We start from the raw sequence: 22,233 nt of genomic DNA, 5'->3' as shown, positions 1-22,233 counted from the left end.
CTTCGCGAGCAAGCCCGCTCCCACATTCGACTGCATTCCAACTGGAAGAACTCGGTCGAATGTGGGAGCGGGCTTGCTCGCGAAGAACGATAACGCGGTTTCCAGATCTACCGCCTACGAGGCAACATCACCGTAAACAGCGTCCCATCCGTCTCATTCGAGCTGACCTCGATCATCCCGCCGTGCGCGTCAACTACCTCCTTGACGATAAACAAACCCAATCCCAGGCTGGTCGACGGCTGGCCGAGTTCTTCATCGGCGCTGCGCACCAGTGGATCGAAGATTGTGCCGATCGCCTCTTCGGGAATAGGCACGCCAAAGTTATGCACCGTCAGGCGAACCGCATCGGGCTCGCCACTGAGGACGACGGTCACATCCCGTTTATTCGCCCCGTGCTGCAACGCATTGCCAATCAGGTTCTGTAATAGCTGATCAAGCCTTGCGCCATCCCAAACGCCTTGCGTATCGCCCTCGACCCTTAAGGTCGGATCACATTCAGGGTTCCCGACGCACGCCTGAGTGATGGCTTCCTGCACGGCATCGGCCAGGTTCATCGGCTTGGGTTCAATCGGCAGGCTTTTACCCAGGCGACTTCGAACCAGTTCCAGTAAATCGCTGACCATCACCGCCATGTGCCGTGCACCGCGCTTGATATTGATCGCGCAGGCCAATGCGTCGCCCTCCAGCCTGGTTTTGCGCAGCAGTAACTCGGTGGACATGGTCACGGCTTGCAAGGGGGCGCGCAGGTCATGGCCGAGTATCGCCAGAAAAAGATCGCGCGAGTGATTGACCTGTTCGGCATAGGCTGCAGTCGACTCGGCAAGCGCTTCGTCGATGGCTTCATTGAAGCGGATCATGTCCTGGAAGTAGGCCAGGTCCGGCGAATCCAGGCTGTTGACCCACAACCGAATCACACAGGCGCGCAAATGGCGAAACTCACTGGTCATCTGCACCAGATCAAACCCTACGGTATGGCGCAGCTCGCCATGGCTGGCGCCGGCCTCATCGAGACTCGGGGTTTTTTCCGCGCCTTCACCCTTCGCCTTCGCGACCTGTTCGGTGGCAGTTTGCGCCGTGGCCATGTCCCGAGCGGCCGCCAGCAGAATCGCTTTGGCGTGATCGCGCAGGGTGATGCTGTCCATGTGGTCGGCAGCCGGGGTAATCGTGCTGGCGAACTGCTCCCATTCATCGACGATGCGGTCCACGTTTTGCCTGATGAATTCGGGGAGGCGCATGTCCAGTGTCCTGCCAGGAATGTCAGGGGATCTTAGCCTCTTTAGCGGTGGGGTAAACACTACCGCCGGGAATCCGGATCAGGTGTTGCGTGGGGGCGGGTGGTATTTAATTATTTTTCAGGTTCTTAAGTTGAATGCTGTTTGCGGTTTTATTGCGATTTTTCAGCAGTTTTACTGAGTTTTTGTTTTAGCCGGGGGTGAATAAGCTGAGGGTCCAAATAAGTCGTACATAAGGATATGTACCTTGCGAAACCCAAACGCGTCTCCCCAAGAAACGGCAGCGCCATTGACCGCCGCCGATCAACCCGGTGTTCACGCCGAATTCATTGCCGGGTCCATCCCGGCCTGGCTGGTGGATGCCTTGCCCGAACGGCGAGAGGCCATCAAACAGGCGCCGTTCAGGCTTTCCAACTGGTATCTGACGGCATCCCCGGCGCAGCGCCAGTGCGTGAACGAAGGCTTTGAAGCCAGCCTGGCGTCCCAGACCCTGCTGGATAAAACCATGGCGCGCCTGCAGGACATCGATGCTTTTGCAGCGCCCTTGCTGGTCAAGGCGCTCAAGGATCGATTCGCCGTGGACCTGGACGTCAACAAAACATTTGTGCAGCTTAAAAAGCCTCTGGCGTTGGGGGTTTTTGAAGTCGAGGTCAGTACCTTCGAAGTGTTGAAACTGCCGCTGCTGCAAGCCGCATTGCACAACTTCGAGGAGGACGAGTGCGCGATCGGCCACTTTCATTCCTCGTCGGGCTTCGTTGTTGAATCGGCGCCGGGTCAATTCAGCAAAGTGACCACGGCGTTGACCGTGGTGCAACTTCTGAACCTGTGCCGGGAGCTGGACATCGGCGCGCAGTATCAGGTTTACCTCAAGGACTTTTTGCGACCGGCGAATCCGGTTGCGGTGGCCATGCTGCGTCACCGGTTTGTAGCCAGTCAAAAAGCTGCAATGCGCGCGGCGGCCGAGCAGGCCTTGTTGCAAAAAGACATCGAGCCGAACGACTACGCGATGATTCTGTCGGTGATCGGCGGGGAGATGAATCCCAAGGTCGATGGCAAGCCGGTCTGGTTTCGTGACCTGGGCCTGATGAAAAAAAGAATGACGGGCTGTGTGCTGTTTCTTATTGGCGAAAAGTATCGTTACTCCGACGAGATCATTCTTTATGTTCCCAATGATCCGCAGCACCCGTTCAAACGCTACAGGGGGCAGGCGATGGACGAGGAGCTCAAGCGCCAGTTCACCGCCAGGGAGGCTGCGAAACCCGCAGATGGCCGCCCGACGGCGTACCAACGCTTTTTCAGTCAGTTTGTGGCCTATGCCGATCGTCCCTATTATTTCAGCCAGTTCACCCGTGCCGCGGCGGACTCGCCTTCGGACCCGTTTGCCACATTGCGTTCCCCCGGGGCGAAAGTATTTGAAGCCCTCAACCCGTTTTCGGCGCTGGTCACACCCCAGGAGCTGCCACCTGAGCAGCCGCCAAAACTGGAGCCGGTCGACGATCCGTACGTGAGCACCTCAAGCTTCAGCGACCATGGGCTTTGGGCGCCGAACCCCGACCTTTGGGCGCATCTGTTTGAGAAGAACCTCGATAAGATCATCAAGGATGCCCGGGCCCATGCGGTGCCCACGGCGGATGTGGATGCGAAGGTTCGCGCGCAGAAAATCGCCGTGTTAATGAGTGTCGGGATGCTGGTGCTCAATGGTGTCTCGATGTTCGTGCCGGTGCTGGGTGAAATCATGATCGGTGTCATGGCCGGTCAGCTTTTGAACGAGGCATTCGAAGGCGCGATCGAATGGAGCGAGGGGGATCGAAGGGCGGCCCTGTCGCACCTGGTCGATGTTGCGGAAAACCTGGCACTGATTGCCGTCATGCATGGCGTGGGCAAGGGCGTCGCCGGGCTGAGGGCTGTCAAACCCGAACCCGTGATCGAGGCCTTGAAACCCGTCACGCTACCGACCGGCAAGCAGCGCCTGTGGAAACCGGATATCGAACCGTACAAAAGCGCGGTCCGGCTGCCGGCGGACTCACCGCCCAATGAGCTGGGGCTGCACCGTTTCAACGGTCAGGACATCCTGACGCTGGACAACAATGATTATGTCGTCAGACAAGACCCGGCCAGCGGGGAGCACCGTATCCAGCATCCGACCCGTCCAGAGGCTTATGCACCGAAACTGGAGCACAACGGTGCGGGTGCCTGGAGCCACGAGGGTGAAGAACCCTTGAGTTGGGACGGGCCGATCCTGATGCGCAGGTTGGGCTATCGCACCGATGCGTTCACCGATGCCGAGCTGGAACAGGTACGAATTGCCAGCGGCATGGAACCCGACCAGTTGCGGCAGCTGCATGTTGACCAACAGCCACCCGCGGCGCAGTTGACCGACACCCTGACCCGGTTTCGACTCAACCGGAACCTCGAAACCTTCAAGGCACAGATCAGCAGCCCGGACCCGCAGGTCTACGCCAGGGCTGATGTGTCCATGCAGTTCAGGGTCATGCGCAGCCAGGAACTGTTGCCGGCCAATCCGGCGATCAATGTTCTGGACAGCAAGGCGAAGCTCATCTGGAAAGATCCCGAAGCCGTCGGCAAACAGTCTTCCAGGGTGGCGTTCGTCATGAGTGAACAGGACGGCGCAAACGGCACGATGCTCAAGTCACTGCTGGACATTTACCAGGCCCCCCCGTTCTCTCTCGACAATGTGCCGGGTACATCGGACATGACGCTGGAGCAACGCGCCAGCGAGTTGCGCAAGGAAATCGCTCGAACCGTAACGATCAAACAGCGCTCGTTGTTCGAATCCTTGTACCGGGAACAGGACGGCGGTACCGACGGTGCCGTAGGCCGAATCAAGGTATTTTCCCCTTCGCTGCCCAGCGTGGTGGTGGAGCAAATTCTGGCAGGCGCGACACAATCGGAACGGTTGGCACTGGGTAAACCCGGGCCATTGCCCCAGCGCGTTTACGAGCAGGCCGAATGGGCCCGCCAGGAACGACGGCTGACCCACGCCTACGAAGGGCTCTATCTGGAGAACTCATCGGGTATCGACAGCGAACGCCTGGCCCTGCGCAGTCTTGAAACGTTGCCTGGCTGGCCGAAGGATGTGCGCCTGGAACTGCGCGAATACGGGCCGCAAGGCAAATTGCTGGAGGCGATCGGCCCGTCGCAGACCCCGGCGCGTGCGGTGCTGGTGGTGGATGAAAACTCGGGGTTCACCGGGGCATCGTCCTCCAGTCTCTATACATCCGTCCTGCAAGCGCTGTCGTCCGGGGAGCGCCAGGCGATGGGCTTCACACTCGAAGAGGCCGAGCGAATGAAGCAAACGGTGCAACAGCGGCCGCTGTCGCGAGGGGTGTTCCGGGCCGTACTGCAGCGGCATCGAGTGCTCAAGCCCAGCCTCGAGCCAGGCATGAAACTGCTCGGTGGTGTTGGCCCTTCACTGCCCGCGGGCCAACAGGTGGCGAATTTTTTCCGAACGCCGCGCGCACGGGTACTCAAGCTGTATCCCGACTTCAGCGAAGCCGAGGTTGAAGGGTTCCTGCATTCATTGGGTGACGATGTACGCGGCGGATTGACCCGCACCGAAGCCGAGTACACGACGCTCAAAAACGAGTTGAATTCCTGGGTGCAAGGCCGCGTCACCGCCGAAAGCAGCCAGGTTGTCGCGGGGCAAATTCCGGGCGCGCGCGAACGTCAGATAGCCGACACCCTCAAGCGCTGCTGGCGCCGGCAGAGCGGCTCGGAGCTGAGCATAGATTCGCCCGTTGAGCTGCCAGTGCTCAGTGCACAGTTCAGTCATGTCCAGACATTGGCGCTGACGTGGTCGGGCGTACGCAATCTCAATGCCTTCCTCAAGTGTTTCACCGGGTTAAAAACGCTCAGCCTGGAGGGGATGTCCCGGCTGAGTCAGGTGCCTGAGGCATTCGCCGATATGCAGACCCTGACTTGCCTGAGCCTGCGGGGCAGTCGTATCGGGTTTAACGCTCACAATGGCGCACTGCTCGAAAAGTTGAGTGCCCTTGAGGAACTCAACTTGCTGAATACTCCGTTGGGGATCACGCCGGACTTCAGTGCAATGACTCGACTGAAAAAAATCAACCTCAGCGGCACGGGCATAGACGAGTGGCCACTCGGCACCGACCGTCTTCCTGATCTGCAATTGCTGGACTTGCGCGATAACGCGCTGACCGAAGTGCCTCAGGCATTACTCTCTACGGAGGCCGATCAGCTCGAATCGAACGCCAGGGTCAATCGGGTCACGCTTCTGGAGGGTAATCCGTTTACCCGTCAGGGCAGGCAGCGGCTGATGGATTACCGAGAGCGACTGCAAGCGATCAGGCCCGACCTGCTGGAAGGAAGTCTGCCGGGGGCGTTCAAGGGGCAGGACACGTTGAGCACCCGGGTTCGCTACCTCTACCCGGCCTTCGACGAGTTTGAAGTGGCCGAATTCCTGCAAACCCATGGGAGCGGGGTCGAAGTGGAGCTTGAACGCCTTGAACGCGAGTATGAGTCGCTGAATCGGCAATTGTCGGCGTGGGCTTTTTCGGGAGGCGGCGCGCGTCAACGCTACGTTCGGGCGGGCCAGATTTCGGAGGGGGTATCGGAGCGGGGAGAGCGATACACCGCCGCTGACCGCATCCGYGAATGCTGGCGACGCCAAGCTCCGCAAAGAAATGCCGTCGACGGCAGCCCGATCGGGTTTGAGCTCGATTTAAGTGGCCAGACACTCGACAGCGTGCCGGATCTGGAAGCCGACTTCAGCCATGTGGGTTCGCTCAAGCTCAGCGGCATGGGGCTGAGTGTTTCGCCAGAGGGATTTCTTGCGCATTTCAGGGGCGTGCGCTGGCTGGATATGTCGAACAACCAACTGACCGCCATACCGCCAGCGCTGGACGAAATGAACGGCCTGACGCGTCTGTTTCTGCAACGCAACCGCATTCGCCTGACGGCTGAAACGGCCGGGATACTGGCACGACGCACGACGCTGCGGGCGATGAACCTGTCTCAGAACCCGCTGGGTATGACGCCGGACTTCTCTCAGATTGCAGATATGCGCTCGCTCCAATTGAACACCATCGGCATTGATACCTGGCCACAAGGGCTGGATGCGCAACCTCTGCTGGACGTCATCGATTTGCGTAGTAACCAGATCACAACGTTTCCGGAATCCGTTATCACGCCTTCCGCCGAACGTCTGGAGCATGTGGCCCGCCGCAACAATTTCACGATTATCAGCGGCAACCCGTTGTCCGAGGCCGCGCAACAACAGCTGAGCGCTTACTGGAGTCGCCTTGAGCAAGAGCGTCCGGATGTGTGGGGGCTCAGGCGGCCGGGTTTCTTCGAGTATCAAGCCCCGGCCATGCCTACTGAACGGGTCAGGCTCGGAATCGCCCAACGACAATCGGGCGTGCAGCGCTGGGTCACGGACCTGCCCCCTGACCAGGCTGTGTCCCGGCAATCACAGTGGCAGGCCCTGTCCGCGCAAGAGGGGGCCAATGGCTTTTTCCAGGTGCTCAACGACCTCGAAGCTGCCGGTGCCGGTCACGCCGACCTGCAACGTCGCGTCTGGGAAGTCATCGACACCATCACCGAAGGCAGCCCCGAGTCCGAAGCCCTGCGAGGGGAGATGTTCGAGTGGGCAGGAAGACCGGCCTGTTGTGATCGTGCGGCATTGTCATTCAGTAATCTGGAGATTATGGCGCTGGTCTACCGGGCCCGCACGCTGGCACTGGACGCGGAGCAGGGCGCGGCCCTGCTGAAACTGTCCAGAGGCTTGTTCCGGCTGGACGAGGTCGAAAAAATCGCCCTGGCCGATATCAACAAACGAGTCGCTGCGATCAATGCCAGGAGGGATCTGTCGGCGGCGCAAAAAACCGATCTGATCGACCGGCTGGAAGATGTCGAAATAAAACTGGCCTACCGGTTTGGTCTCAAGGACCGGCTCGATCTGCCAGGGCAACCTCGCCAAGTCAGGTTCATTGGCTTGGGTAACGTCACGCCAACAATGCTGAACAAGGCCTACGATAGCGTCGTCAAACTCAATGACTCTGCCGCGGAATTCCAGTCACTGGTGGCGAAAGATTTCTGGAAAGACTACGTGACCAACACCTACCGGCCGCAATTCGAAGCGCAGCGTGAACCCTATCAGGACCGCCTGGCCAGTCTGCGTGAAAGCCAGCAGAAGGGCCTGCTGTCCGAGGCGCAATACAAGACGCAGTCCGAAGACCTGGGTGCTCAACTGCAAATTGAAGAGGCTGCACTGATCGAGCAATTCACTCGTGAGGCGTTGGCCAAACACCCGTACTGACGGACAGTAATGTCTGACAAACCATAAAAAGAAAGGCCTGGATCTGCGCGAGCATCCAGGCCTTTTTTGTGCGGCTCAACTCATCAGAACAGGAAATACCGCTGGGCCATCGGCAGCACATCGGCGGGTTCGCACCACAGCAAAACGCCGTCGGCCTTGACCTGATACGTCTGCGGATCGACATCAATGTTCGGCAGATAGTCGTTGTGGATCAGGTCGGTTTTCTGCACCTCGCGACAGCCTTTGACCACGGCGATTTTCTTCTTCAGGCCCAAGGCTTCGGGCAACCCGGCGTCCGAAGCAGCCTGGCTGATGAAGGTCAGGCTGGTAGCGTGCAGCGAGCCGCCATAACTGGCGAACATTGGACGGTAGTGCACCGGTTGCGGTGTCGGGATCGAGGCATTGGCATCGCCCATCAGGCTGGCCGCGATGGCGCCGCCCTTGAGGATCAGCGTCGGCTTGACCCCGAAAAACGCCGGGCGCCACAGCACCAGGTCGGCCCATTTACCCACTTCGACCGAGCCCACTTCATGGCTGATGCCATGGGTGATCGCCGGGTTGATGGTGTACTTGGCGATGTAGCGTTTGGCGCGGAAGTTGTCGTTGCCCTCGCCATCACCGGGCAACGGGCCGCGCTGCTTTTTCATCTTGTCGGCGGTTTGCCAGGTGCGCGTGATGACTTCGCCAACGCGGCCCATGGCCTGGCTGTCGGAGCTGATCATCGAGAACGCACCGAGGTCGTGGAGGATGTCTTCGGCGGCAATCGTTTCGCGACGGATGCGGCTTTCGGCGAAGGCCACGTCTTCGGCAATGCTCGGGTCCAGGTGGTGGCAGACCATCAGCATGTCGAGGTGTTCGTCGATGGTGTTGCGGGTGAACGGCCGGGTCGGGTTGGTCGAACTCGGCAGCACGTTGGCAAAGCCGCACGCCTTGATGATGTCCGGTGCATGACCGCCGCCCGCGCCTTCGGTGTGATAGGTGTGGATGGTGCGGCCCTTGAACGCGGCGAGGGTGGTTTCGACGAAGCCGGATTCGTTGAGCGTGTCGGTGTGGATCGCCACCTGAACGTCGTATTGGTCGGCAACGCTCAGGCAGTTGTCGATGCTCGCCGGGGTCGTGCCCCAGTCCTCGTGCAGCTTGAGGCCGATGGCGCCGGCCTTGACCTGTTCGATCAACGGTTCCGGCAGGCTGGCGTTGCCCTTGCCGGTGAGGCCGATGTTCATCGGGAACGCGTCGGCGGCCTGAAGCATGCGCGCCAGGTGCCACGGCCCGGAGGTGCAGGTTGTCGCGTTGGTGCCCGTCGCCGGGCCGGTGCCGCCGCCGATCATGGTGGTGACGCCGCTCATCAGGGCTTCTTCGATCTGCTGCGGGCAGATGAAGTGGATGTGCGTGTCGATGCCGCCAGCGGTGAGGATCATGCCTTCACCGGCGATGACTTCGGTGCCGGCGCCGATGGCGATGGTGACGTTGGGTTGCACGTCCGGGTTGCCGGCCTTGCCGATTCCCGCGACGCGGCCGTCCTTGAGACCGACGTCAGCTTTGACGATGCCCCAGTGGTCGATGATCAGTGCGTTGGTGATCACGGTGTCGACGACGTCCGCGGCCAGCAGTTGRCTCTGGCCCTGACCGTCACGGATGACTTTGCCGCCACCGAACTTCACTTCTTCGCCGTAGGTGGTGAAGTCTTTTTCGACCTCGATCCACAGTTCGGTATCGGCCAGGCGGACCTTGTCGCCGACGGTGGGGCCGAACATGTCGGCGTAGGCCTGTTTAGAAATTTTCATGGGCTTGCCTTGGGATTCAATTGTTTTTGAGACCGCTTGCATAGCTCGCTATCGCAGCCTCGCTGCGCTCGACAGCTCCTACAGGTGTTCACGCAGCCTGTGCGCACGCGGTCCCTGTAGGAGCTGTCGAGCGAAGCGAGGCTGCGATCTTTTGAAAGCACTGCAAATGTCAGTCGAGATCACCCATGATCCGCCCGGCAAACCCGAACACCCGGCGATGCCCGGCCAGGTCGACCAGTTCGACGTCGCGACTCTGCCCCGGTTCGAAGCGCACGGCGGTGCCGGCCGGGATGTTCAGGCGCATGCCGCGACTGGCGGCGCGGTCAAAGGTCAGGGCGTCGTTGGTTTCGAAAAAATGGTAATGCGAGCCGACCTGGATCGGCCGGTCACCGCTGTTAGCCACTTTCAAACTGACGGTGCGACGACCCGCGTTGAGTTCGATGTCGCCGGACTGGATCTGGTATTCACCGGGGATCATCAATGGGCTCCTTGGAGAATCTTGTAGTAGAGGGCGGTGGGTTTGTAGCGCCCGCTCGGATCGCAGGCGTAGTCGGGGATTTCCCCCGCCCGGGTGTAACCCAGCGCCTTGTAGAAATCTTCCGCCGGCGACCCCGCTTCGGTGTCGAGGTAAAGCATGCCGCGCTTGTGCTGCAAGGCCGCCGCCTCAAGCGCGCTCATCAATTGCTGACCCAAGCCGCGACGGCGCGCGTGCTCACGCACCAGCAGTTTTTGCACTTCGGCGCGGTTCAGGCCATTGGCTTTCTGACACAAGGTCAGCTGCACGCTGGCCTGCACTTGTTCGTCCTTGACCACCACCCACAGCAGCACGTTGTCCTTGTTCAGGTTCTCCTGAACGTCATCGAAATAGGCGCGTGCCTGGGTGGCATCCAGATTYGCCATGAAGCCGACGCTGGCGCCATAACCGACGGCGTCGAGCAGCAGATCAATCAAACCCTGGCGGTAGTGCGCAAAGCTTTCAACATTGACGCGTCGCAGTTGGGCGGCGTTCATCGGGCGTTACTCCTTGCTGGCGACAGGCGGCTCCGCGCCAGGATTGAGGGTCAGTTGCATGAAGGTCAGGTCCAGCCAGCGACCGAACTTGGTACCAACTTGCGGCATCTGCCCGGTGGTGATGAAACCGGCGCGTTCGTGCAGGCGAATGGACGCCGCGTTACCGCTTTCGATGGCCGCAACCATCACGTGTTTGTCGCAGCCCTTGGCGCGCTCGATCAGTACGCTCATCAATTGCGGACCGAGGCCGTTGCCACGCTGGTCGCTGCGCACATAAACCGAGTGCTCGACGGTGTGGCGGAAGCCGTCGAATGGCCGCCAGTCACCAAAGGAAGCGTAGCCGAGCACGTTGTTTTCAGCGTCGACGACCACCAGGATCGGGTAATTCTGGACTTGCCGGGCGCTGAACCAGGCCTGACGGTTGCCCAGGTCGACGGCTTGTTCGTTCCAGATCGCCGTGGTGTTGAGCACGGCATCGTTGTAGATATCGCGGATCGCCGGCAGGTCGGCGTATACCGCATCGCGGATGTGGTAAGTCATGGCGGCTCCTCAGGCGATGGGTTGGTGGACGGTGACCAGTTTGGTGCCGTCGGGGAACGTCGCTTCCACCTGGATTTCCGGAATCATTTCCGGGATGCCTTCCATGACTTGTTCGCGGCTGAGCAGCGTGGTGCCGAAGTGCATCAGCTCGGCCACGGTCTGGCCGTCACGGGCGCCTTCGAGCAGGGCCGCGGAGATGTAGGCCATGGCTTCCGGGTAATTGAGTTTCACGCCGCGCGCCAAACGCCGCTCGGCCACGAGGCCGGCGGTGAAGATCAGCAGCTTGTCTTTTTCGCGTGGGGTCAGGTCCATCGTTGGAATCCATATCGGCAGTTAAAAGGTCACTCAACCTGTAGGAGCAAGGCTTGCCCGCGATTGATACGCTGCGGTGTATCAGATGCACCGCGTTATCGTTCATCGCGGGCAAGCCATGCTCCTACAGGGGGATTGTGTTTCAGGTGCTCCATATTCTCGGTGGGACCGCTTCCCGGCCAAGCAAGGCAGGCCGGAGCAGTCGCCACAAATCAATCAACCAACCGCGCGCCAACAGCGCTTCACTGGCCAGGCACCGAGCCACCAAAAGCCCCGGCAACTGGGTCAAATCCCCGCGCACGGCATTGGGCAGCGAGCGACAGGATTCCAGCAGCTCACTGTCGATCTCCCCCGTCACCAGCAACGTCGCAAACACCGGTTGCCCGTCCAGCCCGATCGGTGAATCCAGCAAGCCGTCATTGCCGACAATGCGCTGGCGTTCGTGCCAGAGCAACTGACCGTCGCGACGGATGTCCAGCTGTGCCTGGAAATGCCCAAGGTCAAAACGCTCGCCGCTGGCCGGACGACCCAGCGCCACCACGTCCCAGTAGAACAACCGGGCGTCGCCTTGCAGGTCAATCGAGGTGCTGAGTTCGGCCTGTGCATCGCTGAAGATAATCGTCTCTTGCGGCAACCATTCCAGTGTCGCGCCAGCGCCTACTTTCAAGTCGAGCGTCTGATAGGCGGCCCCCGCCGCGCGATACCACTTGGCCGCGCCGGGGCTGGTGATTTGCGCCCAGGCATCGGTGCCGACACTGGCCGAAATGTCCAGCCGATCACCGCCGGCAATCCCGCCCGGCGGATGAACGATAATGTGCTGGCACACCTCGGGACCTTCGGCATACAGGTGCTTTTGCACTCGCAGCGGGCCTTTGTGGCGGCGCTGAACCGGGCGCGTGCTGTCGCCGAATCGGGCGTAACCCAACTCCAGTTCGGCGTGCCAGCTCGGGGTAAACGGGGCAGTGGGAAGAGGTGAATTCATGATGTCTAATTATCGTTAGGACGCTACAGATTAGATTGTAACCAGACCGCGTACACCCTCGGCTTCCATATTTTCGCCGCGACCTTGTTGCACGATCTCGCCCCGGGACATCACCAAATATTGATCGGCCAGTTCAGCGGCGAAATCGTAAAACTGCTCCACCAGCAAAATCGCCATGTCGCCGCGGGCCGCGAGTTTCTTGATCACCGCGCCAATCTCCTTGATCACCGACGGCTGGATGCCTTCGGTGGGCTCGTCGAGAATCAGTAACCGTGGGCGGCTGGCCAAGGCCCTGCCGATAGCCAGCTGCTGCTGTTGCCCGCCGGACAAGTCGCCGCCGCGACGCTGTTTCATTTGCAGCAGCACCGGGAACAGCTCGTAGATGAACGCCGGGACTTCCTTGGCTTCGCTGCCGGGAAAACGCGACAGCCCCATCAACAGGTTTTCTTCCACGGTCAGCCGGCCGAAGATTTCACGGCCCTGCGGCACGTAGGCGATGCCGGCATGCACGCGTTGGTGCGGCTTGAAGGAGGTGATCGGTTTGCCTTCCCAATTCACCGCACCTTCCTTGGCTGGCAGCAGACCCATCAGGCACTTGAGCAGCGTGGTCTTGCCCACCCCGTTGCGGCCGAGCAGGCAGGTGACTTCGCCGACCTTCACCTCAAACGTCAGGCCCCGCAGGATGTGACTACCGCCGTAATACTGGTGCAGCTTGTCGACTTGCAACATTCTCAAATTCTCCTCAGTGATCGTTCCCACGCTCTGCGTGGGAATGCATCCCGTGACGCTCCGCGTCACATAACGGCGGACGCGGAGCGTCCATGGCGGCATTCCCACGCGGAGCGTGGGAACGATCAAGGTGTTTGCAGGTTCAGCGACCGAGATACACTTCAATCACCCGCTCATTCTCCTGCACCTGTTCCAGCGACCCTTCGGCCAGCACGCTGCCCTGGTGCAACACGGTGACGTGGTCGGCAATCGAGCCGACGAAACCCATATCGTGCTCCACCACCATCAGCGAATGCTTGCCGGCCAGGCTTTTGAACAACTCGGCGGTGAATTCGGTTTCGGCGTCGGTCATGCCCGCCACCGGTTCGTCGAGCAGCAGCAGTTGCGGGTCTTGCATCAGCAGCATGCCGATTTCCAGAAACTGCTTCTGACCATGGGACAACAAACCCGCCGGACGATTGACCGACGTCGTCAGGCGAATGGTTTCCAGCACGTCAGTGATGCGATCTTTCTGTTCGCCACTCAGGCGCGCGCGCAGGCTGGCCCACACCGACTTGTCGGTTTTCTGCGCCAGCTCCAGGTTCTCGAACACGCTCAAAGCCTCGAACACCGTTGGCTTCTGAAACTTGCGCCCGATGCCGGCCTGGGCGATCTGCACTTCGCTCATCTGCGTCAGGTCCAGGGTTTCACCAAACCAGGCCTTGCCGTGACTCGGGCGGGTCTTGCCAGTAATCACGTCCATCAGCGTGGTTTTGCCCGCGCCGTTGGGGCCGATGATGCAGCGCAGTTCACCGACGCCGATGTACAGGTTCAGCGCGTTCAGCGCTTTAAAGCCGTCGAAGCTGACGCTGATGTCTTCCAGGGTCAGGATCGTGCCGTGGCGGGTATCGAGGCCCGGACCGACGCGTTGGCCAAGACCAATGGAATCGCGGCTGGTGCCGGCATCCTTATTCGGTTCCACAGGAAAAAARGCAGGTTCGAGCATGAATTCCGCCGTCGGTGTGATTCTCATTGTTCGCCCCTTTTCTTCAGCAGACCGATCACGCCTTTAGGCAGATACAAGGTCACGACGATGAACAGCGCGCCGAGGAAAAACAGCCAGTATTCCGGGAACGCCACGGTGAACCAGCTCTTCATACTGTTGACCACGCCGGCGCCCAGCAGCGGGCCGATCAAGGTTCCGCGACCACCCAAAGCGACCCACACCGCTGCTTCGATGGAGTTGGTCGGCGACATTTCACTCGGGTTGATGATCCCGACCTGCGGCACGTACAGCGCCCCGGCCAAGCCGCACAACACTGCGCTCAACACCCAGACAAACAACTTGAAACCGCGCGGGTCGTAGCCGCAGAACATCAGGCGGTTTTCCGCATCGCGCAGCGCCGTCAGCACCCGGCCGAACTTGCTCTGCGCCAGGCGCCAGCCGATGAACAAACTGGCGACCAGCAACACCACCGTGGCGAAAAACAACACGGCGCGGGTGCCCGGTTCAGTAATGCCGAAGCCGAGAATGGTGCGGAAATTGGTGAAGCCGTTGTTGCCGCCAAACCCGGTTTCGTTGCGGAAGAACAGCAGCATCCCGGCGAAGGTCAGGGCCTGGGTCATGATCGAGAAATACACGCCCTTGATCCGCGAGCGGAAGGCGAAGAAGCCGAACACCAACGCCAGCAACCCCGGGGCCAACACCACCAGGCACATCGCCCAGAGGAAGCTGCTGGTGCCGGTCCAGTACCACGGCAATTCAGTCCACGACAGGAACGTCATGAACGCCGGCAAACCATCGCCCGAGGCCTGGCGCATCAGGTACATGCCCATCGCGTAACCGCCGAGGGCGAAGAACAGGCCGTGGCCGAGGGACAGCAGTCCGGCGTATCCCCAGACCAGATCGAGTGCGAGGGCGACGATGGCGTAGCAGAGGATTTTGCCCACCAGCGTCAGCGTGTAAGCCGACACGTGAAATGCACTGTCCGCCGGCAACAACGACAGCAGTGGCAATGCCAGCAACAGAACGAGGACGACCGCACCGACGGCAATCGTGGCGGTGGGGCCGGCTTTTTGTGTGGCAGTAACGAGCAGGGGCTGGTTCATCAGTCGATCACCCGTCCTTTCAGTGCGAAGAGGCCTTGCGGACGCTTCTGGATGAACAAAATGATCAGCGCGAGGATGAGGATTTTGCCGAGTACGGCGCCGATTTGCGGTTCGAGAATCTTGTTGGCAATCCCCAGGCCGAACGCGGCCAATACGCTACCGGCCAACTGACCGACACCGCCGAGCACCACCACCAGGAACGAGTCGATGATGTAGCTCTGGCCGAGGTCCGGGCCGACGTTGCCGATCTGGCTGAGGGCCACGCCACCAAGGCCTGCAATGCCCGAGCCGAGGCCGAAGGCGAGCATGTCCACGCGCCCGGTGGGTACGCCGCAGCACGCGGCCATGTTGCGATTCTGGGTGACGGCGCGCACGTTCAGGCCCAGTCGTGTCTTGTTCAACAACAGCCAGGTCAGCACCACCACAAACAGCGCGAAGGCGATGATGACGATGCGGTTGTACGGCAGCACCAGATTCGGCAGCACTTGAATCCCGCCCGACAACCACGCCGGGTTGGCCACTTCAACGTTCTGCGCACCGAACACCAGGCGCACCAGTTGAATCAACATCAGGCTGATGCCCCACGTGGCGAGTAGCGTTTCCAATGGGCGGCCGTAGAGGTGACGAATCACCGTACGCTCCAGCGCCATGCCGATGGCGGCGGTGACGAAAAACGCCACCGGCAAGGCAATCAACGGGTAGAACTCGATGGCCTGCGGAGCGAAGCGCTGGAGCAGCATCTGCACGACGTACGTCGAGTACGCGCCGAGCATCAGCATCTCGCCGTGCGCCATGTTGATCACGCCGAGCAGGCCGAAGGTGATCGCCAGGCCCAGGGCGGCGAGCAGCAAAATCGAACCGAGGGACATGCCGCTGAACGCCTGACCGAGCATCTCGCCGATCAGCAGTTTGCGTTTGACTTGGGCGAGGCTGGTTTCGGCGGCGGTGCGCACCGTGGCGTCGGCTTCGACACCCGGTTCCAGCAGGCTTTCGAGGCGAGTGCGGGCCAACGGGTCGCCGGTTTCACCCAGCAGCCGGATGGCGGCGAGGCGTACAGCCGGGTCGGTGTCGACCAGTTGAAGGTTGGCCAGCGCCAGGCTGAGAGCGGCATGGACGCTTTCGTCCTGTTCGCCCGCCAGTTGCTGACCGAGGAATTTCAGCTGTGCGGGTTTGGCACTTTTCTGCAGTTGTTGCGCAGCGGTCAGACGGGTTTTGGCGTCGGCGGCGAGCAATTGGTGGCTGGCCAGTGCGGTGTCGATCAGACCCCGCAGGCGATTATTCAGGCGCAGGGTTTTGGCTTGGCCGTCGACGGTCAACTCACCTTGTTGCAGGGCGTTGATCAGTTCGATACGGGCCGAATCGGGCTGCGCGGCCCAGGCTTCCAGCAGTTTGGCTTGCTGCACGGGGTTGGCGGCGACGAAGTCTTCGGCGTCGCTGGCGTGGGAAACCATCGGCAACAGCAAAAAAGTTATGGTGAGAAGCAGGCGATAAAGGGACATAGCTACGTCCTGAAAGGCGACGATGGACCCTGTAGGAGCCGAGATTGCTCGCGATGGCGGTGTGTCTGACGTACCGCAATCGCGAGCAAGCTCGGCTCCTACAGGGTTAGGGGCTTATTCCCGGGAATCAGTTGCTCTTCATCGCATAGTCAGGCTTTTTGTCGTTGCCATCGATAAACGGGCTCCACGGCTGGGCGCGGATCGGCCCTTCGGTCTGCCACACCACGTTGAACTGACCGTCGGCTTGGATCTCGCCGATCATCACCGGTTTGTGCAGGTGGTGATTGGTCTTGTCCATGGTCAGGGTGTAGCCGGACGGCGCGGCAAAAGTCTGGCCGGCGAGGGCCTCGCGGACTTTGTCGACGTCGGTGGACTTGGCTTTCTCAGCCGCTTGCGCCCACATATGAATGCCGACGTAGGTGGCTTCCATCGGGTCGTTGGTCACCGCTTTGTCGGCGCCCGGCAGGTTGTGTTTCTTGGCGTAGGCTTTCCAGTCGGCGACGAATTTCTTGTTCTGCGGGTTCTCGACGGACTCGAAGTAGTTCCACGCCGCGAGGTTGCCCACCAACGGCTTGGTGTCGATGCCGCGCAGTTCTTCTTCACCCACCGAGAACGCCACGACCGGCACGTCGGTGGCTTTCAGGCCCTGGTTGGCCAGTTCTTTATAGAACGGCACGTTGGAGTCGCCGTTGACGGTCGAGATGACGGCAGTCTTGCCACCGGCCGAGAATTTTTTGATGTTGGCAACGATGGTCTGGTAATCGGCGTGACCGAACGGGGTGTAGACCTCTTCGATGTCCTTGTCGGCCACACCTTTGGAGTGCAGGAACGAACGCAGGATTTTGTTGGTGGTGCGCGGGTAGACGTAGTCAGTGCCCAGCAAGAAGTAGCGCTTGGCGCTGCCGCCTTCTTCGCTCATCAGGTATTCAACGGCGGGGATCGCCTGCTGGTTCGGTGCGGCGCCGGTGTAGAACACGTTCGGCGACATCTCTTCGCCTTCGTATTGCACCGGGTAGAACAGCAAGCCGTTGAGTTCTTCGAACACTGGCAATACCGATTTACGCGACACGGAAGTCCAGCAACCAAACACCACGGCCACTTTGTCTTGAGTCAGCAACTGTCGGCCCTTTTCGGCAAACAGCGGCCAGTTCGACGCCGGGTCCACGACCACTGGCTCCAGCATCTTGCCGTTCACGCCGCCCTTGGCGTTGATCTCGTCGATGGTCATCAACGCCATGTCTTTGAGCGATGTTTCAGAGATCGCCATGGTGCCGGACAACGAATGCAGAATACCGACCTTGATGGTCTCGGCGGCCTGGACGGTCCAGGTCATGCCCATCGCGGCAATGGATGCCGAGAGTGTGAAAGCCTTGATCAAGCTACGACGCTTCATTGTGCGATCTCCATGAACTTATGAATTTTCTTGGTTGGCAGATGCGGACTACTGAAGGGTGTTTTGCAAGGGCTGTGCCCGGTCGGCGAAAGGCAGGGAAATGTCGGTTTAGAGCGGTTGCGCGAGTTGGCGGCGCACCAGGAAGGGACGAGGGCGGGGCGGTGGTGCGACGAGGTGCGCCACATTGGGGCGTAGTCCTTGCAAGCAACATCGATCAAATGTGGGAGCGGGCTTGCTCGCGAAAGCGGTGTGTCAGTCACATTGATGCTGGATGTGCCGCCGTCTTCGCGAGCAGGCTCGCTCCTACATTTTTTTGCGGTGTTTCTAAGTGGGGACGACGTTATCCACCGCGCGGTTCACGGCCAGTTCCGCGAGCATGATGATCTGCTGGATCGCCATCGCCTTGTGGCGTTGCGGGCCGATCAGGTCGGTGGCGAAATCGCTGGCCATGACGCTGGCGGATGCCAGGGATTCACAGGCGTTGACCAACAGGCTTTCGGTGTCGTTGTTCGGGGCGATCATGAACATGGTGCTGGGGCGGCGGGGTTTTTCGGTGTAGTGCGCCGGGGGATCGAGGTAGTAGTCGAGGGCGCGTTTGATGGCGTCGCGGTCCCTGAGCAGATCTTCGTCGCGAGATGTTTCGGGATCGGAGATGGTGGTGTCGATGGGTGGATCTGGTACGAGCTTCTTATTCATGTGAATACCTTGGTTTCAAGTTGGAGCCACCAATTGCCGTTTCTCACGCGGCGAAGAGGGAGGCAGCTATGTGCAGGGTGAGAAACCGGGAAGCCAAGAAACCGGCCGGACCGAAGTCCGCCCACACACAGCCGCCATAACGCATTTGCAGGCAGCGGATAAGCTGACGGCAATTATGCTGATACGAGTACTGCGTGGCTATATTTCCCGGGTTCTCACGCCCGATCACTGATGTGCAGTGACGGCCCCAGACTAGACAGCTCACGTCCGACGAACAACCTGAAAAACCCGTGGGAAACGTCCTGACTTTTTGCGTCCGTATAAACACACATAAACAAGCCCAGAATCACAACTCCCCTGCGAGAGCGGGTTTGTGCGTATTTGCATGGACTTGAGCACCCATTTGCATTGCCCCTGACCGGTCAATTGCATCCGTGCTGACCAATTGTTTGTATTCGACTTGACCAGCACACGCCGTAGTGACGACCGGCAGAGAGCGCCCCATTGCTGCCCTCCGCTAAGGGCAGCCAGGGACTGTGGATTCAGCAGGTCGATGCAACACAACTAAATTCTGTGTAAGTAGAAGGCGTGTTGCAGATGAAAGAGATCTCGGATCTATTACACCGAAAGCCAGAAAAAACTGATGTGGGATCACTGGCAGTAAGGCGACTGCTCTCCAGCAGATCGCCCAACTATTTGATCGAAACCATTCATCGATACAGCGCATCTTGGCGCAAACAGGGGGTGTCAGTTCAACTAAGCCCCTCCGGTACGCAGGACATGCTGGTTAGCGACTGAGCTTGGTAATTTTTGAACCCTGCAATCCCAGCCCGGCCATTAAGCCCTTTTGATCAAAGATGAACGCATAGACATCGGACTGAGCCGTTGAGGTAGTCATCGACTTGGCCATGCCTGAATCTACGACCACGATGCTTGGGCCCACGCCGACCTCAAATCCATTAACATTTTTCAGATCGTTCATCGCTGAATAGGTCATGAAGAACATCACGTAACCAAACCTCTGCACGCCCGCCTGAAGGCCGTATGAGGCTGCTGTGGTGGCGTAGTATCCCGTGACTTTTCCGTTCTCGATCAATTCGCCTTCGCCATGATGTGCGCCGGCGATGAGGCCCGCTTTCAGCACATCAGGGAAAACGAGGATACCCTTGGCTCGCTGCGCGAGGGCGCGCGCTTGCGGCGTTTTGGTATACAAACTCTGTAACGCCGCCTTCGCGTCGCGGTCCATTTCCGCGTTAGCAGCCTTCGCACTAGAGGCGGAAGTTGATTGATTCATTTGGCAGCCCGCAGCGATCGCGAAGATTGAAATCATTGCGATCATTCGAAGGTATTTGATCATGAGCAATACTCCGTTTTTGTACCTGCCGTTGAGGAACCTGCGTGGCGACAGCCGTTGCGGCTCAAAGACCGACGGGGTCGACCTTTCACTTAGACTGTAATCCTATTAAGCGGTTGGTCAAATGCTATGCGAATTGATAACAGGGCCATCCGGTGGACTGATGGCTTTTTATTGCTTGATGCAAAAAAACACCGGTAAACGAAACTGAGGTGCCGGTGGTTTTCAGCGCTGTAAACAGCTGTCGCCCCATGCCGGGATGACTCCGATGGCACTCGGACAGCGCGGGTTGAACCGGTGACGAGGCCAACACCAAACAACATTCAAACCCGCAAACCGACGAGACCCGCCTTAGTGGCGTTGTGGTCAATGGCGAACTAGGCTCAGCCAGCAGTCATGTGAATAGGGTGTTGTTTCACATCAACGTCGAGCCAGGAGTGGGATGTATGAAAGCCAGCACGCGTGTTTTCTGCCTGATGTTCTCCGTGGCCCTGGCATCCGTGGCCCATGCAGAGGATCCGCCCGCGACGCCGAGCAACCCGCTAATCAACACACGTGTTGTCGACAAGCTCATTGATATGGGCAATTACCTGCGCAGTTTGCCGAAGTTTCAGGTGGACGCCGAAGTGACGCGGGACTCGGTTCTTGAGTCTGGGCAGAAGATCAAAACCCAATCCACCAATACGCTGAAAGTCCTCGACCACAATCGGTTTTACGCTAAGGCAGACGGCGACGTGCGCAACCGGGAGCTGTTCTACAACGGCAAGCAGCTGACCCAATACGCCCCATTCCTCAAGTACTACACAACAGTAGACGCGCCGCCAACACTGTCCGAAGCCCTGCACCTGTTCGAGGAACATTACGGTATTCAAGTGCCCATGGAGGACCTGTTCCTGTTCGGCAGCGATCAGTCGCAAATTGATGCACTCAAGGAAGCGGCCTACGTTGGGCCTTCGACGATCGACGGCAAGCTGTGTGACCATTTGGCGTTCAGGCAGGAGGGCGTCGACTGGCAGCTGTGGATCACTCGTTCGCAAACACCGCTACCGTGCAAGCTGGTGATTACCACCACCGATGCACCCAGTTTTCCGGAATACAGCGCGGTATATCGCTGGAATCTGAAACCGCAGTTGAAGGAGTCAATGTTCACCTTCAAACCGGGCAAAGGCGATGCAGCTATTCCGTTGAAAAAAGTGGCTGAGCAGGGAGGGCAATGACATGAAACGCACATTGGCGTGGAACCTGTTGTTTGCGTTCGCAACCGCATCGGTACTCACCGTCGGTACAATCCCCATGGCCGATGCCAGACCTCAACGTGCTCAAGGGCAGGCCAAGACTTCGGTGAACCGGCCACCGCCAGCCAACGCGCAAAGGGCTCAACGGGTCAATCCGCCACAGCAACGCGCGAACACTGCCAAACCGAGTAATCGCGCCAACGCAGGGGACAAAGCCAATACGGGTCAACGCGCCAATGCGGGGAATAACGTCAAGGCCGAGAACCGTGCCAATGCGGGGAATAACGTCAAGGCCGAGAACCGTGCCAATGCGGGGAAAAACGTTAACGCCGAGAACCGTGCCAATGCGGGGGAAAACGTCAAGGCCGAGAACCGTGCCAATGCGGGGAAAAACGTCAACGCCGAGAACCGCGCCAATACGGCGAACAACCTCAATGCGACCAACCGTACTGGCAATAATGTGAATGCCGGCAACCGCACCGCTGCCGGGAACAACGTAGGCAACCGGGCCAACGTCAACAATGGCAACGTCAACCGCAACGTCAACAATGGCAACATCAACCGTAACGTCAACGTCAATGCGGATGGTTACGGCCACTATGACGACGATGATGACTTCGATAATCCGCTCGCGGCGGCATTAGTGGTAGGCGCTACGGTAGCGGTTACCGCAGCGGCTATCGGGTCAATCATGGAGCCTGACGAAATGCCCAACGATTGCTCGCAGGTCATGCGCAACAACACGACGTATTTACAGTGCGGGTCAACCTGGTATCAGCCACAGTATCAAGGGAGCAACGTGAACTACGTTGTGGTTCCAGCGCCCTGAAGCAAAGCGCGGGCCGTTGGGGTACTGATGGTCGAGGAGGTTCTTGAGTGTCATCCGCTCGGCGAACATCGCATCGGCCTTGCCTTTGGCCGCCAGCTTGAGGCCTGCGGTGGTGGAGTCGACGGTGATCAAGGTGGCGACCACGCCCAGCAGTCGCATCTGCTGTCGGATCCACTCCTCGGTCACGCCTCCCGCTACGGAGACATACGTCTGGTTGGCCAGTCCCCGATTGATGTGCCGTCGTCTTC

Annotated in this window: 17 protein-coding genes and 1 pseudogene; 3 read left to right on the top strand and 15 right to left on the bottom strand. The window is 59.6% G+C overall.

All coding sequences use genetic code 11. The features are described from left to right. Positions 1–107: 107 nt before the first annotated feature. On the bottom strand, positions 108–1,235 hold the full coding sequence (locus AC1D2P_RS17275; RefSeq protein WP_109785469.1) for a sensor histidine kinase: 1,128 nt from the start codon (positions 1,233–1,235) through the stop codon (positions 108–110). A gap of 244 nt (positions 1,236–1,479) precedes the next feature. Here AC1D2P_RS17275 and AC1D2P_RS17270 point away from each other — a divergent pair, with 244 nt between their 5' ends. Continuing rightward, a complete protein-coding gene (locus AC1D2P_RS17270) occupies positions 1,480–7,533 on the top strand; it encodes an NEL-type E3 ubiquitin ligase domain-containing protein (RefSeq protein WP_477758039.1) in 6,054 nt (2,017 codons plus the stop codon). Between the two features lie 83 nt (positions 7,534–7,616). On the opposite strand, the gene ureC is transcribed toward AC1D2P_RS17270, so the two are convergent. From ureC to AC1D2P_RS17205, 13 genes are all read right to left on the bottom strand, one after another. Continuing rightward, positions 7,617–9,317 (bottom strand): urease subunit alpha, encoded by a 1,701-nt coding sequence (gene ureC, locus AC1D2P_RS17265; RefSeq protein ID WP_046033035.1) that lies wholly within the window; start codon positions 9,315–9,317, stop codon positions 7,617–7,619. 169 nt (positions 9,318–9,486) lie between these two features. Next, on the bottom strand, positions 9,487–9,795 hold the full coding sequence (locus AC1D2P_RS17260) for an urease subunit beta (protein WP_046033034.1): 309 nt from the start codon (positions 9,793–9,795) through the stop codon (positions 9,487–9,489). Then, the gene (locus AC1D2P_RS17255; protein WP_109785473.1) at positions 9,795–10,328 is read right to left on the bottom strand and encodes a GNAT family N-acetyltransferase; all 534 of its coding nucleotides are present in this window, start codon (positions 10,326–10,328) and stop codon (positions 9,795–9,797) included. Before AC1D2P_RS17255 ends, AC1D2P_RS17260 begins: the two co-directional genes overlap by 1 nt. Positions 10,329–10,334: 6 nt before the next feature. Further along, on the bottom strand, positions 10,335–10,868 hold the full coding sequence (locus tag AC1D2P_RS17250) for a GNAT family N-acetyltransferase (RefSeq protein ID WP_109785474.1): 534 nt from the start codon (positions 10,866–10,868) through the stop codon (positions 10,335–10,337). Positions 10,869–10,877: 9 nt separating this feature from the next. Then, positions 10,878–11,180, bottom strand: a complete 303-nt coding sequence (gene ureA / locus AC1D2P_RS17245) for an urease subunit gamma (protein WP_007907366.1) — start codon at positions 11,178–11,180, stop codon at positions 10,878–10,880. A 142-nt stretch (positions 11,181–11,322) separates the two neighbouring features. Next, the gene (locus tag AC1D2P_RS17240; protein WP_109785475.1) at positions 11,323–12,162 is read right to left on the bottom strand and encodes an urease accessory protein UreD; all 840 of its coding nucleotides are present in this window, start codon (positions 12,160–12,162) and stop codon (positions 11,323–11,325) included. A gap of 30 nt (positions 12,163–12,192) precedes the next feature. After that, positions 12,193–12,891, bottom strand: a complete 699-nt coding sequence (gene urtE / locus AC1D2P_RS17235; protein WP_046033030.1) for an urea ABC transporter ATP-binding subunit UrtE — start codon at positions 12,889–12,891, stop codon at positions 12,193–12,195. Positions 12,892–13,033: 142 nt separating this feature from the next. Further along, entirely contained in the window at positions 13,034–13,903 is an 870-nt protein-coding gene (urtD, locus tag AC1D2P_RS17230) for an urea ABC transporter ATP-binding protein UrtD (RefSeq protein ID WP_046033029.1), read from the bottom strand. Next, positions 13,900–14,979, bottom strand: a complete 1,080-nt coding sequence (urtC, locus tag AC1D2P_RS17225) for an urea ABC transporter permease subunit UrtC (protein ID WP_109785476.1) — start codon at positions 14,977–14,979, stop codon at positions 13,900–13,902. The genes urtD and urtC overlap by 4 nt, the downstream gene beginning before the upstream one ends. Then, positions 14,979–16,478, bottom strand: coding sequence for an urea ABC transporter permease subunit UrtB (urtB, locus tag AC1D2P_RS17220; RefSeq protein ID WP_109785477.1), 1,500 nt, complete (start codon positions 16,476–16,478; stop codon positions 14,979–14,981). Before urtB ends, urtC begins: the two co-directional genes overlap by 1 nt. A 127-nt stretch (positions 16,479–16,605) precedes the next feature. Next, the gene (gene urtA, locus AC1D2P_RS17215) at positions 16,606–17,871 is read right to left on the bottom strand and encodes an urea ABC transporter substrate-binding protein (protein WP_046033026.1); all 1,266 of its coding nucleotides are present in this window, start codon (positions 17,869–17,871) and stop codon (positions 16,606–16,608) included. A 324-nt stretch (positions 17,872–18,195) separates the two neighbouring features. Beyond that, positions 18,196–18,567, bottom strand: coding sequence for a DUF6124 family protein (locus tag AC1D2P_RS17210; RefSeq protein WP_109785478.1), 372 nt, complete (start codon positions 18,565–18,567; stop codon positions 18,196–18,198). Positions 18,568–19,354: 787 nt separating this feature from the next. Next, entirely contained in the window at positions 19,355–19,924 is a 570-nt protein-coding gene (locus AC1D2P_RS17205; RefSeq protein ID WP_077432405.1) for a lipid-binding SYLF domain-containing protein, read from the bottom strand. A 443-nt stretch (positions 19,925–20,367) separates the two neighbouring features. On the opposite strand from AC1D2P_RS17205, the gene AC1D2P_RS17200 reads away from it, so the two are divergent. Next, positions 20,368–21,138, top strand: coding sequence for a DUF2092 domain-containing protein (locus AC1D2P_RS17200; protein WP_046033022.1), 771 nt, complete (start codon positions 20,368–20,370; stop codon positions 21,136–21,138). Between the two features lies 1 nt (position 21,139). Then, on the top strand, positions 21,140–21,985 hold the full coding sequence (locus AC1D2P_RS17195) for a hypothetical protein (RefSeq protein ID WP_109785479.1): 846 nt from the start codon (positions 21,140–21,142) through the stop codon (positions 21,983–21,985). 33 nt (positions 21,986–22,018) lie between these two features. Here AC1D2P_RS17195 and AC1D2P_RS17190 read toward each other — a convergent pair. Then, a pseudogene (locus AC1D2P_RS17190) lies at positions 22,019–22,228 on the bottom strand (amino acid ABC transporter substrate-binding protein); the annotation flags it as partial. Positions 22,229–22,233: the final 5 nt, after the last annotated feature.

The organism is Pseudomonas sp. P1_F1_2, assembly GCF_056405815.1.
This window is presented reverse-complemented; position numbering and strand designations above follow the sequence as displayed.

Bases quoted from the DNA above. Each gene is read 5' to 3' on its own strand.
- AC1D2P_RS17275 (WP_109785469.1), bottom strand. From the start codon at position 1,235: ATGCGCCTCCCCGAATTCATCAGGCAAAACGTGGACCGCATCGTCGAT.
- AC1D2P_RS17260 (WP_046033034.1), bottom strand. From the start codon at position 9,795: ATGATCCCCGGTGAATACCAGATCCAGTCCGGCGACATCGAACTCAAC.
- AC1D2P_RS17250 (WP_109785474.1), bottom strand. From the start codon at position 10,868: ATGACTTACCACATCCGCGATGCGGTATACGCCGACCTGCCGGCGATC.
- ureA (WP_007907366.1), bottom strand. From the start codon at position 11,180: ATGGACCTGACCCCACGCGAAAAAGACAAGCTGCTGATCTTCACCGCC.
- AC1D2P_RS17240 (WP_109785475.1), bottom strand. From the start codon at position 12,162: ATGAATTCACCTCTTCCCACTGCCCCGTTTACCCCGAGCTGGCACGCC.
- urtE (WP_046033030.1), bottom strand. From the start codon at position 12,891: ATGTTGCAAGTCGACAAGCTGCACCAGTATTACGGCGGTAGTCACATC.
- urtC (WP_109785476.1), bottom strand. From the start codon at position 14,979: ATGAACCAGCCCCTGCTCGTTACTGCCACACAAAAAGCCGGCCCCACC.
- urtB (WP_109785477.1), bottom strand. From the start codon at position 16,478: ATGTCCCTTTATCGCCTGCTTCTCACCATAACTTTTTTGCTGTTGCCG.
- urtA (WP_046033026.1), bottom strand. From the start codon at position 17,871: ATGAAGCGTCGTAGCTTGATCAAGGCTTTCACACTCTCGGCATCCATT.
- AC1D2P_RS17210 (WP_109785478.1), bottom strand. From the start codon at position 18,567: ATGAATAAGAAGCTCGTACCAGATCCACCCATCGACACCACCATCTCC.
- AC1D2P_RS17205 (WP_077432405.1), bottom strand. From the start codon at position 19,924: ATGATCAAATACCTTCGAATGATCGCAATGATTTCAATCTTCGCGATC.
- AC1D2P_RS17200 (WP_046033022.1), top strand. From the start codon at position 20,368: ATGAAAGCCAGCACGCGTGTTTTCTGCCTGATGTTCTCCGTGGCCCTG.
- AC1D2P_RS17195 (WP_109785479.1), top strand. From the start codon at position 21,140: ATGAAACGCACATTGGCGTGGAACCTGTTGTTTGCGTTCGCAACCGCA.